Here is a 16,712-nt window from a genome sequence, read left to right on the forward strand (position 1 = left end):
GAGTTCCGGTGCGGTAGAGACCAGGCGCCATTGTCGCCCTGGTCTCCCCGATCGCACGCAACCGCGAACCGCCAACTAAGCCGAAAACGTGCTGCCGATCTCTTCCGCTGTGAAATCGATCAACGCGAGCGAAGCCGCTTCCGCTTCCTTCGCATCGCGCCGCTCGATCGCCGCGACCACGCGCCCGTGGTTCGCCACCACGGTCTCCCACGCGCCCGGCCTGGCCGTCACGATGGGATTGGCAGCCGCCAGCGCACCGCGGATGATCGCAGCCATCTGCTGGAAGAACTGGTTGCCGCTCGCCACCACGATGCGCGTATGCAGCAGCTCGTCGGCCGCCTGATAGCCGGCCTCGCCCGGGCGGATGGTGCGGAACGCGTCGTAGGCATCGCGAATCCCGGCAATATCCGCCGCACTGCCGCGCGCCGCCGCCTGAGCGCACGCACGCGGTTCGATCAGGATGCGAAACTCAATCACATCGCGCAGAAACACCGGATCGGGCTTTGCACGAAAACGCCAACTCACCACATCCTCATCGATCATCCGCCAGTCGCGCATCGGCCTGATGCGCGTGCCTATCTTCGGCCGCACATCGAGCATATCGCGCGCAAGCAGCATCGACAGCGCTTCACGCATCACAGTTCGACTCACATCGAACTCTTTGGACAACACATCCTGCGGTGGCAGCACAGCGCCATATTTTTCTTCGACGATGCCCGTGACGAGCCCGTCCATGACCTTGCTGACCAACGAACGATCCTTGTTTCCCTGTTCCATGACACTCTCCCCGAAAGCGGGTTATCCCCCCGCGTAGCCTGTTGATCAAGCGGCCCTCGTGTGTCGTTTTGTATTGTTTGTTGTTGTATTAATCGATACGGTGCTAGCTTAAAAACAGATGCGCCAGTTGGGAAACGTCCTGACAGGGTTATCCCTCTGAAGAATTGTTTCGTTCATGTAACGCGCTGGCCGAAGAAGCGCGCCAAGCTTGCGTGATAAGCGTGCGCGGGCCTCACAGATTGCATCGTGCGACGACGCACGCAGCGTCGTCGATTGGCGGATCTACAACAGCTTGTGTCCGACAGCGCACAACCTGGCTCCGGTAGCGGACGGTTCAGCGACCCGAAGTGTCGCTACTCTCATGTGCCGCCTCCGGGGCACGGCCATATTGATCGTCGAAGCGCACGATATCGTCCTCGCCGAGATAGCCGCCCGATTGCACCTCGATGATTTCGAGCGGTGTCTTGCCCGGATTCTCGAGCCGATGCGTCACGCCGAGCGGAATATAGGTCGACTGGTTCTCCGACATCAGGAAAGTCTCTTCGCCGCGCGTGACGCGTGCCGTGCCGCGCACGACCACCCAATGTTCGGCGCGGTGATGATGCATCTGCAGCGACAGACGGCCGCCCGGGTTCACCACGATGCGCTTCACCTGGAAGCGCTCGCCGCGGTCGATCGAATCGTAGAAGCCCCACGGCCGCTGGACCTTGCGATGCTCCTGCACTTCCGGGCCGCGCTCGGTCTTGAGGCGGCTGACGATCGCGCGCACGTCCTGGACACGGTCCTTGGCGGCCACCAGCACCGCATCGGCGGTTTCGACCACCACCACGCCCGACAGGCCGACGCATGCGACCAAGCGGCCATCCGAATGCGCGAAACTGTCGCTCGAACCTTCGAACAGCACCCGGCCGCGGGCAACGTTGCCATCGGCGTCCTTGCCCGACGCTTCCCAGACCGCATCCCAGGCGCCGACATCGGACCAGCCCGCGACAAGCGGCACGACGACGCCGGCGAGACCCGCCTCGGCACCGACCTGTTCCATCACCGCATAGTCGATCGAATCGGAAGGACAGGCTGCGAAAGCCGACTGATCGAACTGGCGTGCGCCGGTGCTGTCGAGCGACGCCCGCGCAAACGACTCCACGCACGTCGACGCGATCGAGGGACGGCAACGCGCAATGGCAGCGAGCCACACCGACGCGCGCACCACGAAAATGCCGCTATTCCACCAATACCCGCCGCTCTCGACGTAGCGTTCGGCCAGTTCCCGATCCGGCTTCTCGACGAAGCCGTCGATTGCACACGCCCCTTGCAGCCCGACCGGCGCGCCGATCCGGATATAGCCGTAGCCCGTCTCTGCCCGCTCGGGCGGCACGCCCAGCGTCACGATGGCACCCTGCGCGGCATGCAGCACCGCTTGCGCAAGCGCCGCGACGAACGCCTCGTTGTCGGCAATCAGATGATCGGCAGGCACGACGATCAGTACCGGATCCGGGCCGTCGGGCAGATCGGCCTGCGCGGCAAGCGCGGCGAGCGTCAGTGCCGGCGCGGTATTGCGCGGCGACGGTTCGACCAGAACACGCGGCACGCCGCCGCAGCGCTTGAGCCGCTCGAGCGTGGCCAGATGCAGATCGCCGCCGCATACGACGATCGGCGCAGCCCGCACGAAGCCCGGTGCACCCTGAGACTGGCGCTCGCCGGCAAACAGGCGCTCGAGCCGATGAACTGTCGATTCGAGCAGCGACTCATCGCCGAACAGGTTGATCAGCTGCTTGGGGCTTTGCTCGCGCGACAACGGCCACAGCCGCGTGCCCGAGCCGCCCGCGAGAATCACGGGCTGCACGACGCAGTCTTCCATTGCCTCGCGTGCCAGTGCTGGCTGCGCCGCCGGCGATGCAAATTCGTTCAAATTGAAATTGTTCATTCGAGCCTCTCCAATGCACACCCCCAGAGCCCCCGCGACCCTGATTGAATCCGACACAATAGGCGTGATAGTTTGATTGGAGCATGCTCAGGCAGCCCGTCTCTGTTCGTACCCACACACTGCCTCACGGGCCCGGCGGCCTTCGATCTGTCTCTACGGGTTCATAGGCGCCAAAGCCGGAAAGACGTACCGACGCCATTGCCGTTCATGTGGTTATAACGATTAGAATACCGAATTAATTACCATCTTCGCCGACAGATAACTCGCGAATGGGTGCCATCTCCGGCAGCACGCAGCGATTCGGGGCCCACGCCGATGTGCTCACAGATTTTCGAACGTACCCGCGCCCGACATGATGCTGCGCTCGCGCCGGGCAAAGGCCATCGACGCCCAGACGTTACGCGTGCGGCACGTCAAACCGACAGATAGCGCGCCATGGTCGAGGAATGGCCCCTCCACCTTGCGAAAGCCGAACTGCTCATAGAAGGCACGCATGCCGACTGGCGCAGTCACTCGCACGAGGATTCCCGGCCAGCGCTCCGCCGTCGCCCACAGAACCCGCTCGATCAGTTCCTCGGCCGTGCCGTCGCCGCGCCTCGCCGGGCTTGTCAAGACCTTGTCGAGCACCACTTGCGGATGCTTCGTATCGACGCGCCGAATCCGCGCATACGCCATGATCGGCATTGCGTGAGACATGTCTTCGGCCGCGAAAACGTGCAGCGCGTATTCGTCGCGGCCGTCGGCGTCGAGACAGAGGTGCGACTGTTCGACGACGAATACGGCGCTGCGTGCGCGCATGATCAGATACAACTCACGTACCGTGCATTGCTCGAATTCGAGCGTCTTCCAGTTCATCGCGCGTCCCCTCCTGCGATTTATTCGACAGGACCTGGTCATTGCCATGCACGCAAGGTACGCCGACGCTCCTTTCGAACTCGGTGCGCAAGCGCACCGACGACAAGACGTCACAAGCAGTCAAATGCGAACAACCGGGAAGGACAGAACGGCCTCGAACTACACCTGATCCATGACACCAGTAAGTCGTTGCAGGCACAACCTCGGCATATCTGCCTCAACGACTCAGGAGTCAAGATTGCATCGAAAATCGCGTGCTTCAACTCGCGCCACGCATCGGCCACACACAAGTCACACATCGTGCAGCGCATGTACGCCGCCGACTGTCGTGGACGACTCGTCGACTTCATCTATGCACATCGCTTCGGCCCGCACACGCATGACGTGATGCACGCGGCACTTCGCAATCCGTCAACTGGACAAGCCTGCTCGCGCATGTTCCATCGTGTCGTCCAACTGTTCATGAACGATTCACCAGGTGCCGTTTAACGCGAACGATACAGATGCCGCACTTGAGCCCGAGGTATGCAGAATTAATACTGAAGCACCGTTTTTTTAGCGCTGACGCGATCCGCTGGATCACCTGACTGCCCCACAGCGCGCATGGAACCTCACTCTACGCATTTCGTTGTAGCGAGTTCGAGAAGGTTGCGTCGACATCGAACTGGTCGTCAAAAACCACTTCCGTGCGCCAGCCCACGCAATCCGCTAACCACATGTGAATCATTTCTGAGTCATCTTGGACGGCGGTGTATGGTCCCGCCCAGCTAGCATTTCGGCGTCGATTCGCCTTGCTCCGCCGCCTGTCCGACACGAACTAACGCAATCCGATCAAAGACTTGAGTCAAAAACAAATGCTTCGGGCGCGGCCATGACCAGGGAGGCCCCTGGTACAAAATTGAAACAAAAACGCACATTTTGCAGCGCAAACCCCCATTGACCTCTTCGCTGCGTCGCACCAGTACTCATTCCGGACAAGCTGGCACAGTCCTCGCTAAATGAGAAGCGCAACACCAGCGCCGATGTACACAACCCAAAAATAACGCTGGCGCGCAACAGCCATACGGGGCCCGCACTGCAAATCCATGACCGCTCGCCAGGCGGCAACGCAAGACGGATGCAGGGACGGGTAGAAAAAACAAGGAGCTGCCTCACGCGGCTCCACGCGAGGACCGAATCATGCTTACGCTTCAATCCGATCTGCACGGCAATCATTTGCTTGGCGCACTGCCCTCCCACGAGTGGCAAGCCATCGCCCCTCACCTCGAACTCGTCCATCTGCGCACTGAACAGCTTCTGTGCGATTCCGGACAACGTATTCATCACGTTTATTTTCCGACTACCGCGATCATCTCGATGTTGTCGACGATGGAAGACGGTAGCTCGGTTGAGATCGCCGCAGTTGGACGCGAAGGCATGACCGGCGTTCCGGTATTGACGGGCGGCGAGACCATGCCTAACCGTGTGCAGGTGCAAAGCGCCGGTTTCGCTTACCGCATGACGGCGCAAGCCCTCAGCCAGCAGTTCGCGCGCTCCGATTTTCTGCGCCGCCTGCTGATGCTCTATATGCATGCCCTGCTCACGCAGGTCGCACAGACCGCTGCATGCAACCGCCATCACTCGCTGAACAAACAGCTGTGCCGCTGGCTGCTGATCGAGATCGATCGCGTCGCCTCGAACGAGCTGACGGTCACACAGCAACTGATCGCGGACATGCTCGGCGTACGCCGCGAGGGCATCACCGAAGCCGCGGGCAAGCTGCATGACGACGGCCTGATTCATCACAGCCGTGGCCATATCAAGGTACTCGACCGCAAGGCGCTGGAATCGCGTGCATGCGAATGCTACGGCCTCGTGAAGCGTGAGTTCGACCGGTTGCTGCCGCGTATGCGTCAGGCCGACACGGTCAGCTAAGCCTTCATCTTCGTTCGCGCAGTTGCAGTAATAGAAGAAGCATCGCGCTGCCTTCGAGAGCGTCCTTATGCCAGTTCGTTGAACTCTGGCGGCACGATTCGCGAAAACGCGAATCCCAAAAAGGCGCCGAAGGGCGCGTGATAAAGCCGGCGTCCTCCTGAACGCCGGTTTGCTGTCCTGTGCGCCGCGACGCGTGGGTGTCGCTGCCAGTCGAATCCAGGTTTTTCAATGTCCTCTTCTCTCCTCACACCGCCCTCTGCACAGGAAGTGCATGTCTGGCAGTGGGATCTCGATGTCTGCGGTGACGATTTCGATCGGCACTGGGCCATGCTGTCGACGCAAGAGCGCGAGCGCGCCGACAAGTTCCGCTTCGAACGGCATCGCCGTCGCTATGTGGCGGGTCGAGGCGAACTCAGGGAGCTCCTGAGCCGCTATCTCGGCTTATCGCCGCGACAGGTCGCCCTCGACTATGGTCCCGACGGCAAACCGTTCTGCAACCTCCAGCCTGTCGGGTGGACGGTCTGCTTCAACCTCAGCCACAGCGAGAGTGCGGCGGCTCTTGCCATCTCGAACGGCTTCGAGGTCGGCATCGACGTAGAAAACGTTCGCCCGATCGAAGAGTGTGTGCCACTCGAAGTGTTCTCCATACAGGAGTGCGCGGAATTCAGCGCGTTGCCGGATGAAGAACGGCAAGAGGTCTTCTTCGAAAGCTGGGCGCGCAAAGAAGCCTGCCTGAAAGCGCTCGGCACCGGCTTTACCCTACCCCCGGCCCACTTCGAGTTCGATCTGTCCATTCGCGGCGACACGAGACCGCGCTTTGTCGGCGGCGAGGCGGAGGAAGCAACCCGATGGCGCATCTGTGCCCTGTCACCCAGTTCGACCTGCGCGGGAGCAGTAGCGGCCCGAAGCACGGACTGGTCGATTGTCGAAATGAATTGACGGACGGCGTCTGCTTCAACGTCGTGCGGTCTGTTCTCCCGTCAGATTCCAGGCTTTAGCGCGGGCACCTGACACGCTCTGAACACGCAATCTCGTCGAGCTGATGTGTTGTTGAATCGCTCGTGTGTGCGAAGGCGTACGGAGAGGTGGTCCGCGAAAGATTAACTTTCACTTACAGCATCTTTCGCGCTTGAGACACGGGTCAGGTGCAGAGAGCCTCGTGCTGCTTGCGCCTGCCGGGACCGGCCGCCGTTATGTGCGCTAGCTGCGCGCTAATGGCCAGGCGTAGCTCAGTACAAGGCCTTCATCTAAATTATTAGAGAGCGGCAAATGTCACACAGAGACAACTATCCAGGCGACTTGCCGAACGGGGCAGGTCATGTACCTGGCGTGGCAGCGTGCTTCGATGTCGTATGTGCGGAGTTTCGCGATCATCCTGCTGTGATCGACGCAACGGGTGAAGAGCGTTATGCCGAACTCGGCGAACGCTCGGCGCGCCTTGCCACCATCCTGTCCAACATGGGACTGGAGCGAGGCGAGCGCTGCGCCATCATGGTTCCACGCAGTCGCGACACGCTGGCCCTGATGCTGGCGATCCTGCGCGTCGGCGCCGTCTACGTGCCGCTGGATCCGGCCTATCCCCGCGCACAACTCGATTTCATTGTGGCCGATTGCTCGCCCAAGCTCATCATCGCGGAAGGGGCGGCTCTCGCCAGCGTCGGCGACCTGACTGGCGTAGCGGTCGATCTGTCGGATATCGTGACATCGGCGGAGACGGCGGATCCCGCTCCGCTCCAGGCTTGCGGCCGCGACGACCCCGCCTACATCATGTACACCTCCGGCTCGACCGGCAAACCCAAGGGCGTGATCGTGCCGCACCGCGCGATTCTGCGCCTCGTGCATGGCCAGAGCTTCGCTGAGCTGTCGCCGCAGACGCGCTTCCTCAACCTGGCGCCGCTCGCTTTCGATGCCAGTACGCTGGAGATCTGGGGTCCGCTGCTGAACGGCGGGTGCGCTGCGATCATCAACGAGGTTCAGCCTTCGCTCGACACGATCGCCTCCGAGATTGCGCGACTCGGCGCGACCGGTGCCTGGTTCACGGCCGGCCTTTTCAATGCGCTCGCCGACTATCGGCCGGAAGCCTTTCTTCCGCTCAAGGAGGCGCTGACCGGCGGCGACGTGCTGTCGCCCGTCCATATCCGCAAGGTCATGGAGGCGCATCCCGAGCTGCAGATCATCAATGGCTACGGCCCGACCGAGAACACGACCTTCTCCTGCTGCTACCGCATTCCGCGCAGTGGCGAAGCCCTGGCAAATGGCGACGCCATTCCGATCGGCGACGCCATCGTGGGCACGCGCGTCTATATCGTGGACGAGAAGCTCGTGCCGGTTGTCGAAGGAGAAGTCGGTGAGCTCGTCGTGGGCGGTGACGGCGTGGCGCTCGGCTACCTCAATCGCCCCGAACTGAGCGCGGAGAAGTTCGTCGACGACGTCTTCAGCCCCAGCGGCAAGCTCTATCGCACCGGCGACCTGGTGCGCCGGCGCCCGGACGGTGCGATCGATTTCCTGGGTCGCAACGACCGGCAGATCAAGATCGCCGGCAAACGTATCGAGCTCGATGAAATCGAACATGCCCTGCGTGCGGCTCCCGGCGTCGGCGATGCGGCGGTGGCGGCATTCGATGGCCGCAGAGGCAAGTCCATCGCCGGCTTCGTGAAGGCCGACGCGGCGGAGCCTGACGTCTTCCTCGCCGGACTACGCGCTTATCTCAAGACTGCATTGCCCGACTACATGGTGCCGACGGAGTTGCGTGTCCTGTCGGCCTTTCCTCTTACGCCGAACGGCAAGGTCAACCGCAAAGCGTTGCTCGAGGAGCTCACGCAGGCCGATGCGCATGCTGCCGCATCAGCTGCGGCGCAGCAGGTGGACGACGATATCGCCGGCAAGCTGGCAGCCGTGTTCGAGGGAATTCTCGGCAACCCCGTGGATCGCCGCGCGAACTTCTTCGACCTTGGACTGCGCTCGCTGGATCTGATGCGGGCCCACGCCATCATCGCGCGCGATGTAGCGGCAAAGATGGCGCTAGTGGATCTGTTTCGCCATCCCAATGTCGAGGCGCTGGCCGCGCACCTGCGCACCACCCTCGGAGCGGTAAGGAACGAGGCAATCCGGCAACGCCGGGATGCCCAGGGCGGGGCAATCGCCGTCATCGGCATGTCCGGACGGTTTCCGGGCGCGCGCAATGTCTCCGAGCTGTGGGCCAACATCCTCGCGGGACGCGACTGCATCACCCATTTCGACGTGGCGGAACTGGAAGACAGTTTCGACGAGAGCTCGCGCCGCGACGTCAGTTATGTCAAGGCACGGCCGATCCTTCCGGACGTCGACCGCTTCGATGCAGGCTTCTTCGGGATGCTCGCGCGCGAGGCAGCGCTGACCGACCCGCAACAGCGCCTGTTCCTCGAGATCGCCTGGGAGGCGTTCGAAGATGCCGGCTACGATCCGGCGACGATCGCTGGCGCCGTCGGCGTATTCGCCGGCACCTCGATGAACACCTACTTCCTCAAGCATGTGCTGACGGACCGTGGCGTCATCGACGAGTTCACGAGCCAGTTCCAGATCGGCGAGTATCAAAAGCTGGTCGGGGCCGGTGATTTCGTCGCCACGCGCACCGCGTACAAGCTGGGTCTCAAGGGACCGGCCCTGTCGGTGCAGACGGCCTGTTCGACCTCGCTGACTGCGATTGGTCTCGCCGTAGAGAACCTGCGCTCGGGCCGCTGTGACATGGCACTGGCCGGCGGTGTGTCGATCACCTTCCCGCAAAAGCGCGGCTACTACTATGAAGAAGGCGGGATGGGCGCGCCCGACGGCGTGTGCCGCCCGTTCGATGCCGAGGCCAAGGGCACGGTATTCGGCAGCGGCGCTGGGGTTGTCCTGCTGAAACGTCTCGAGGACGCGATCGCCGACGAGGATCCGATCTATGCCGTGATCCGTGGTGTCGGCATCAACAACGATGGCTCCGACAAGGTCGGTTTCACGGCGCCTAGCGTCGATGCCCAGGCTCGCGCCATTGCGATCGCGCACGCCGAAGCCGGTGTAGATGCAGCCTCCATTGGCTACATCGAGGCTCATGGTACGGCGACGCCGCTCGGCGACCCGATCGAATTCGCCGGCCTCGTGCAGGCATTCCGTCTCGGCGGCGTCGAAGGCGGGCAGTTCTGCGCCCTCGGCTCGGCGAAGGCCAATGTCGGCCACCTGGATGCGGCCGCCGGCGTGACGGGCTTCATCGCTGCGTCGCTCGCGCTGCGCGACCGGGTCTTGCCGCCGCTCCTGCATTTCCGTTCAGCCAACCCGGGCATCGATGTCGCTAACAGCCCCTTCTTTTTCAACGTCGGCGCGAACGCCTGGGCTGCCGGCGCGACGCCGCGTCGCGCCGGCGTGAGTTCATTCGGCGTCGGCGGTACGAATGTCCACGTGGTTTTGGAGGAAGCGCCCATCCGTGCCGACACCGCATGCGCGCCGCAAGAACAGCCACCAGAAGCGCTGCAGATTTTGCCGCTCTCGGCACGGAGCGCGGCAGCGCTCGAACGGGCCAAGGCTAATCTCGCCGGGCATCTGGCAGCCAACCCCGGCGTCTCGCTCACCAACGTGGCCGCGACGCTGCAAACGGGTCGCCGTGACTTCGCGCATCGCGCCGTCGTCATCGCGGACAGTGTCGACCAGGCTCAGGCTCGGCTCGTCAAAGGAGCGATCGAAGCACAGGCCCCTCAAGCCACGCCGCCGGTTGTATTCATGTTTCCTGGCCAGGGCGCGCAGTACCCGGGCATGGGACAAGCGCTCTATCGCACCGAGCCGGTCTATCGCCAGTGGATCGACAAGGGTGCCGAAGCGTTGGCTCCGCATGTGGGCCTGGATATCCGCACCCTGCTGTTGAGCGACTCCCCGGAAGGCGACGATACCCCGCATCCCATCCGTTCGACGCTCTACGCGCAGCCGGCCCTGTTCCTGGTCGAATATGCGCTGGCGCAACTGTGGATGTCGCGCGGCATCAAGCCGACGGCCATGATCGGCCATAGCATCGGCGAACTGGTCGCCGCCTGCGTGGCCGAGGCGATCACCTTCGAGGATGCGCTGTACCTGATCGCCAGGCGCGGTGCGCTCATGCAGTCGGCCGAACCGGGCGCGATGCTGGTGGTACGCTTGTCCGAGACGGACCTCGTCCCTCTTCTGCCCGCTGACGTCGATCTGGCCGCAGTCAATGCGCCGTCGCTCAGCGTCGTAGCGGGCCCCTTCGCCGCGATCGAGGCTTTCGAAGCCACGCTGAAAGCGGGCGATATCGACCATCGACGGCTGCATACGTCTCATGCCTTCCACTCGCGCATGATGTCCGGTGTCGTGGACGATCTCGCGAAGCTCGCGGACAGTCTTTCTTTCGCAAGGCCGAAGATCCCGTACGTGTCCTCGGTGACCGGACAGTGGGCGTCGATGGAACAGCCGGTGCCGGGACATTACTGGGCCAGTCATTGCCGCAATGTCGTGCGCTTCAGTGATGCACTGGCTACGGTGACCGCCGAGGGCAAACCGCTGCTTCTCGAAATCGGTCCCGGCCGGACACTGTCGACCTTCGTCATGCAGGGGTTGCCCAAGGACCGGCATCTGGGCGCGATTGCCTCGCTGCCTGATTTCGCCATGCGCGACCGTGAACTCTCAGTCCTCGCCGAAGCGACCGGGCGACTGTGGCTGAACGGGGTCACGCCGAACTGGCAAACCGTCCGGGCCGAAGCCGGCCACCGCATTTCGCTACCGACCTATCCGTTCGAACCGGAACGGCATTGGATCGATGCCCCTGCAACCGCTTCTTCACATCACACGACGATGCCCGCCGCGGCGCTCGCCGCTCCAGCTTCGTCCGACGCCATAACCGATACTCCTCAGACCGCCATGGCCCATACTGACCAAATCGACCGCAAACCGCGTCTCATTGCCGAACTGGCATCACTTCTCGCCGAGATGTCCGGCGAGGCGCCGGATACGTCCAATCCGGACGTGACCTTCTGGGATCTCGGTTACGACTCTCTGTTCATGGGACAGGTGTCCCGCCAGCTTCGCCGCCGCTACGATGTCACGATCAGCTTCCGGCAGATCATGAGCGACTACCCGACGCTGCCCGCGCTGGCACAGTTCCTCGACGGCGCATTGCCGCCTGACCCGGAACCGCAGGTCGCGCCGGTCGTGGCCGAGGCCGCGCCTGCCGCAATGGCAGTTGCCGTTGCAGCGCCGAGCGCGCCCAGCGTGGCCGCACCGGTCACTGTTGTGGCAGCGGCCGCTCCGTTTGCGGCCACCCCGGCCACGGGCGACATTCAATCGGTGTTCCGCGATCAGCTCGCGGCGATGCAGTCGCTGATGTCGCGTCAGCTCGACCTGCTGCAAGGCGCACCGGCAGCCGTCCAGCAGGCTGTAGCAGCAACGGTTATAGCCACCCAGGCCCCTGCCACGCCGGCACCGGCCGTGGCTCCGAAGCCAGCCGCAGTGCCCGCGCGGGCCGCTGCCCCCGAGATCAAGTTCGAGGAGAACCGGCCGACGCGCTTCACCGCGTACAAGCCGGGCGCATCCAGTTCGGCGCAGATCACGGATGCGCAGACGGCGTTCATCGCCGACCTGTCGGTTCGCTACTCGGCCAAAACAGCCACCTCCAAGGCTCGTACGCAGACCTATCGTGCAGTGCTTGCCGATCCGCGTACCGCGAGCGGCTTCCGCGAGGAATGGAAGGAACTCGTCTACCCGATCGTCGCCCAGCGTTCCAAAGGTTCGAAGATCTGGGACGTCGACGGCAATGAATATATCGACGTGGTCAACGGCTACGGCCAGACCGCGTTTGGCCATACGCCGGATTTCGTGGTCGAAGCGGTGAACGCGCAGATGGCGGAAGGCTTCGCCATCGGACCGCAGTCGCCGCTTGCGGGCGAGGTCGCCCAGATGTTCGCCGAGATGACCGGACATGAGCGCGTCACCTTCTGCAATACCGGCTCGGAAGCCGTGATGGCAGCAATGCGTCTCGCGCGTACCGTGACGGGCAAGGAGAAGGTCGTCTGCTTCGACGGCGACTATCACGGCCAGTTCGACGAAGTGCTCGTCAAGCCGGGCAGCGAAGCCGGCGTGCCGCGTGCGTTCCCGCTCGCCCCCGGCATCCCGCAGAGCTCCGTGGGCAACATGGTCGTGCTGCCCTACGCCAAGGCCGAAAGCCTCGAGTGGATCAAGGCCAACATCGACGATATCGCCGCGGTCCTGATCGAGCCTGTGCAGTCGCGCCATCCCAATCTGCGGCCGAAGGAATTCGTTCAGCAATTGCGCGAGGTCACCGCGGCCAACGAGTCCGCGCTGATCGTCGACGAGGTTGTGACGGGTTTTCGCGTGCACCCGGCCGGCATGCAAGGCTACTGGGGCATCAAGGGCGACATGGCGACGTATGGCAAGGTGGTCGGCGGCGGTCTGCCCGTCGGCGTGCTCGCCGGCAGCGCCCAGTACATGGATGCGCTCGACGGCGGCCAGTGGCAATTCGGCGACGCGTCGGTTCCCGAAGTCCCGCCGACCTTCTTCGCGGGCACCTTCGTGCGCCACCCGGTCGTGCTGGCAGCGATGAAAGCCGTTCTCCTGCATCTCAAGGAGGCCGGTCCGGCGCTGCAGGAATCGCTCGGTGCACGCATGGAGGGCCTCGTACAGCGCATCAATACGCATCTGGAAAAAGTCGGCATCACCACACGGGCGGAATCGTTCTCGAGCTGGTTCTATATCAGCTTCGCAGGCGAGGATCGTCTGGGCAGTCTGTTCTATGCCTATATGCGTTACCTCGGCGTGCACATCATGGAAGGCTTCCCCTGCTTCCTGACCACCAGCCATTCGGATGAGGACATCCGCAAGATCGGCGATGCCTTCGTCGAAAGCATTCGCGCACTCCAGAGCGTCGGCATTCTCGGAAGCACGCAGGAAGCCCCGTCTCTCACGGCTCCGGTCGAAGCGAAGCCACTCACGCAGTCGCCGCTCACCGAGCCGCAGAAAGAAATCTGGATGTCGGCCCAGCTGGGACACGAAGCATCGCTCGCGTTCAATGAGTCCTTCACGCTCGAGCTCATGGGCAACCTGAACGAAGCGGCTTTCGAACGCGCCTTCGCGGCGACGATTGCCCGTCACGATGCGTTGCGCGCTCACTTCTCACGCGTCGGCGATACGATGTTCGTGGATGCAGCGACGACCGTGCCACTGGAAAGGATCGACTTCTCCGGCCACGCCGATGCAGCCGGCGATCTCAAGGCCCTCGTCGATGCGGAAGCGCGTGAGGTGTTCGATCTCACCCGCGCTCCGCTCGTGCGTGCCGCGTTGATCCGTCTGGAAAGCCAGAAATGGGCGTTCGTGTTCACCGCGCATCACATCGTCTGCGACGGCTGGTCGATCAACATCGTCCTGCGCGATCTGCAAGCGCTCTACTCGGCTGAAATTTCAGGCCAAGCGCCTGAGCTCGACGAAGTGCAGAGCTTTCTCGCCTTTGCCAAGGATCAGGATGAGGCCGGCATCGACAAGGAGACGCGCGAGTTCTGGCTGAACCTTCATCGCGAGCCCGCTCCGCAACTCGACTTGCCCGGCGACCGCGCGCGCCCCGAGGTGAAGACCTTCAACGGTGCATCGACGACACGTCATCTGGGTGCCGATCTCCTCAAGCAGGTCAAAACCGCTGCGTCGAAGCAGGGCTGCTCGCTGTTTGCCGCCCTGTTCGGCGCCGCTCAAGTACTGTTCGGCCGCCTGTCCGGCAGGGACGATGTTGTCATCGCCGCACCGATGGCAGGTCAGTCGCAAGCCGGCGAAGCGCTGCTGGTCGGGCACTGCGTCAACTTCCTGCCATTGCGCGTCAGATTCGATGGCGACAAGCCTTTCGCCGCGCACATGAAGGCGGTGCGCGATCACCTCTTCGACGCTGGCGACCGGCAGAACTACACCTACGGCGCGCTGGTGCGCGAACTCGGTATCAAGCGTGACTTCAACCGGCTTCCGCTGACCGATCTGCAGTTCAATCTGGAGAAGGTCGACGGGCAGCTCGACATGGCCGGCGTCACCACGCGCTTTGCGCCGAACGCAAAGGCCTATAGCAACTTCGATCTGTTCCTGAACGTCATCGAATCGGCGCAGGGACTTCGTCTGGATTGCGACTTCAACACCGACGTCTATGACGAGGCGACGATCCAGCGCTGGCTCGGCCACTACGAAACCTTGCTGACGGCGATCGCCCGCGATCCCGAAACGCCGGTTGCGGCACTGCCTCTGCTCAACGATGGCGAAATCCGCCACCTGCGCGACGAACTGAACGCCTCCGGCCGTGCCTACGATCTCTCGCAGACGACCGCCGCGCTGATCGCCGCGCAGGCCCGCCAGACCCCCGACGCCGCAGCCGTGTCGGACGAGACGACGCGCCTGACATATGGCGCGCTCGATGCACGCGCCAGCCAGATTGCCCGCAGACTCGTGGCGGCGGGTATCGCACCGCGCGGACGCATCGCCATCGCAATGGACCGCACGGCGATGACCGTGGCCGCCATGATCGGCGTGTGGCGTGCCGGTTGCGCCTACGTGCCGCTAGACATGACGATGCCGCCTGCGCGCCTGCGCCAGATCCTCGACGGTGCCGGCATTGCCGCGATTCTCAGCGACAGCGCAAGCCGCGCCGTGCTGGAAGCGGGCGAACATCGCGTGCTGGAACTCGAGGCTCTGCTCGCGCAACGCGACGACGCGGCCGTGTCTTTGCCCATCGTGCCGGATACCGATTCGGCCTACGTGATCTTCACGTCGGGCTCGACCGGTCAGCCCAAGGGCGTGGATATTCCCCATCGCGCCCTGAGCAACTTCCTGTTGTCGATGAAGGAGGCGCCAGGCTTCACGGCTAGCGACCGCATCATCGCGGTTACTACCTTCTCCTTCGATATTTCCGGTCTCGAACTGTTCCTGCCGCTCATCGTCGGCGGACAGACCTTCATTGCAGGTCATGAGGAAGTACGCACCGGCTTCGAACTGGTGACCCGGCTGAAGGAGCAGAACGCCACCGCGCTTCAGGCAACCCCGTCGCTCTGGCGCATGCTGCTGGAAGCGGGCTTCAAGGCACCGGAGAACTTCAAGATCCTGTGCGGCGGTGAAGGCTTGCCGCGCGATCTCGCCGACGACCTGCTGGCGACCGGCGCGCAGGTGTGGAACCTCTACGGCCCGACCGAAACGACGATCTGGTCTGCGGCCTCGCGTGTCGTTGCCAACGGACCGGTGGTGATCGGCGCCCCGCTCGCCAATACGCAACTGCATGTGCTGACAGACGACCTGCGTCTGGCGCCGCAAGGTGTCAGCGGCGAACTGTGGATCGGCGGTGAAGGCCTCGCAAAGGGCTATTTCAACCGTCCCGATCTCACCGACGCCGCCTTCAGGCAGGTGGCCATCGAGGGCGCTGCGCCGAGCCGGCTCTACCGCACGGGCGACCTCGCGAAACGGCTCGCCGACGGCTCGTTGCAACACCTCGGCCGTCGCGACCAGCAGATCAAGCTGCGCGGTTTCCGCATCGAGATCGAGGATATCGAAGCTGCCCTGCGCAAGGCGCCTGGCGTCGCCGCGGCAGCCGTGGCCCTGCATACGGTCAACGGCAGCCCTCGCCTCGCGGCCTACATCGTCGAGACGGCCTCGGACAAGACCGACCAGGGCGCGGTCGCAGCGCACGTTGCCGCGCAACTGCCGGCCTACATGGTGCCGACTCTGTGGATGACGCTCGACGCGCTGCCGCAGACCAGCAACGGCAAGCTCGACCGTAAAGCGCTGCCGGTGCCGACGGCGGATATGGTGGCGGCGCCTGTACGTCAATCGCACGCTGCGCTCAAGGTGGTTCAGCCTGCCTCCACGCCGGTGGAACCAGCCGCGGTGGAACCGGCGGAGCCCGGACTCATCGTAGTCAAACCCGCAGCGATGACGCCGACCCAGGCTACCCTCGCGGCAATCTGGGCAGACGTGCTCGGCCTGCAGCATGTCGGCATCGACCAGCAGTTCTTCAGCCTCGGCGCAGACAGCCTGCAGCTGTTCCGCATCGTCGCGCGAATGAACGAGCGCGGACTGGGCGTGGATGCCCGTCAGCTCATGAAGAATGTCACGATCGCCGAATTGGCGGCAAGCCTTGACGGCACGCAGGAGAACGAATCGATGGAGGCTCCTGCGGTGAACCGGCCATCGATCCTGAACTTCAAGCGCAAGAACGCGGGGGGGATCTGAGCAATGAACGGGATAGCCT

General features: G+C 63.4%; 6 protein-coding genes. 3 read left to right on the forward strand and 3 right to left on the reverse strand.

The annotated features are described in order from the left end of the window. Positions 1-75: 75 nt before the first annotated feature. The 3 genes from P3T17_RS14245 to P3T17_RS14255 all read right to left on the reverse strand — a co-directional run bounded on the left by P3T17_RS14245 (position 76) and on the right by P3T17_RS14255 (position 3,556). Positions 76-777 (reverse strand): FadR/GntR family transcriptional regulator, encoded by a 702-nt coding sequence (locus P3T17_RS14245; protein ID WP_074264908.1) that lies wholly within the window; start codon positions 775-777, stop codon positions 76-78. A 334-nt stretch (positions 778-1,111) separates the two neighbouring features. Then, positions 1,112-2,635: a mannose-1-phosphate guanylyltransferase/mannose-6-phosphate isomerase gene (locus P3T17_RS14250; RefSeq protein ID WP_429407896.1), complete on the reverse strand. Its 1,524-nt coding sequence runs from the start codon at positions 2,633-2,635 to the stop codon at positions 1,112-1,114. Positions 2,636-3,022: 387 nt separating this feature from the next. Further along, positions 3,023-3,556, reverse strand: coding sequence for a GNAT family N-acetyltransferase (locus P3T17_RS14255; RefSeq protein ID WP_429407372.1), 534 nt, complete (start codon positions 3,554-3,556; stop codon positions 3,023-3,025). A 1,179-nt stretch (positions 3,557-4,735) separates the two neighbouring features. Between P3T17_RS14255 and P3T17_RS14260 the strand changes: the two genes are divergently transcribed. The 3 genes from P3T17_RS14260 (at position 4,736) to P3T17_RS14270 (ending at position 16,693) form a co-directional block, all read left to right on the forward strand. Then, positions 4,736-5,470: a Crp/Fnr family transcriptional regulator gene (locus P3T17_RS14260; RefSeq protein WP_074264911.1), complete on the forward strand. Its 735-nt coding sequence runs from the start codon at positions 4,736-4,738 to the stop codon at positions 5,468-5,470. Between the two features lie 228 nt (positions 5,471-5,698). After that, positions 5,699-6,409 carry a 4'-phosphopantetheinyl transferase family protein gene (locus tag P3T17_RS14265; RefSeq protein WP_429407374.1) on the forward strand — a complete coding sequence of 237 codons (711 nt, stop codon included), beginning with the start codon at positions 5,699-5,701 and terminating at the stop codon, positions 6,407-6,409. Between the two features lie 330 nt (positions 6,410-6,739). Continuing rightward, entirely contained in the window at positions 6,740-16,693 is a 9,954-nt protein-coding gene (locus tag P3T17_RS14270; protein ID WP_429407376.1) for an amino acid adenylation domain-containing protein, read from the forward strand. Positions 16,694-16,712: the final 19 nt, after the last annotated feature.

Origin of the sequence: Paraburkholderia sp. GAS82 (assembly GCF_050436285.1) — a bacterium.
Classification (GTDB): domain Bacteria; phylum Pseudomonadota; class Gammaproteobacteria; order Burkholderiales; family Burkholderiaceae; genus Paraburkholderia; species Paraburkholderia phenazinium_B.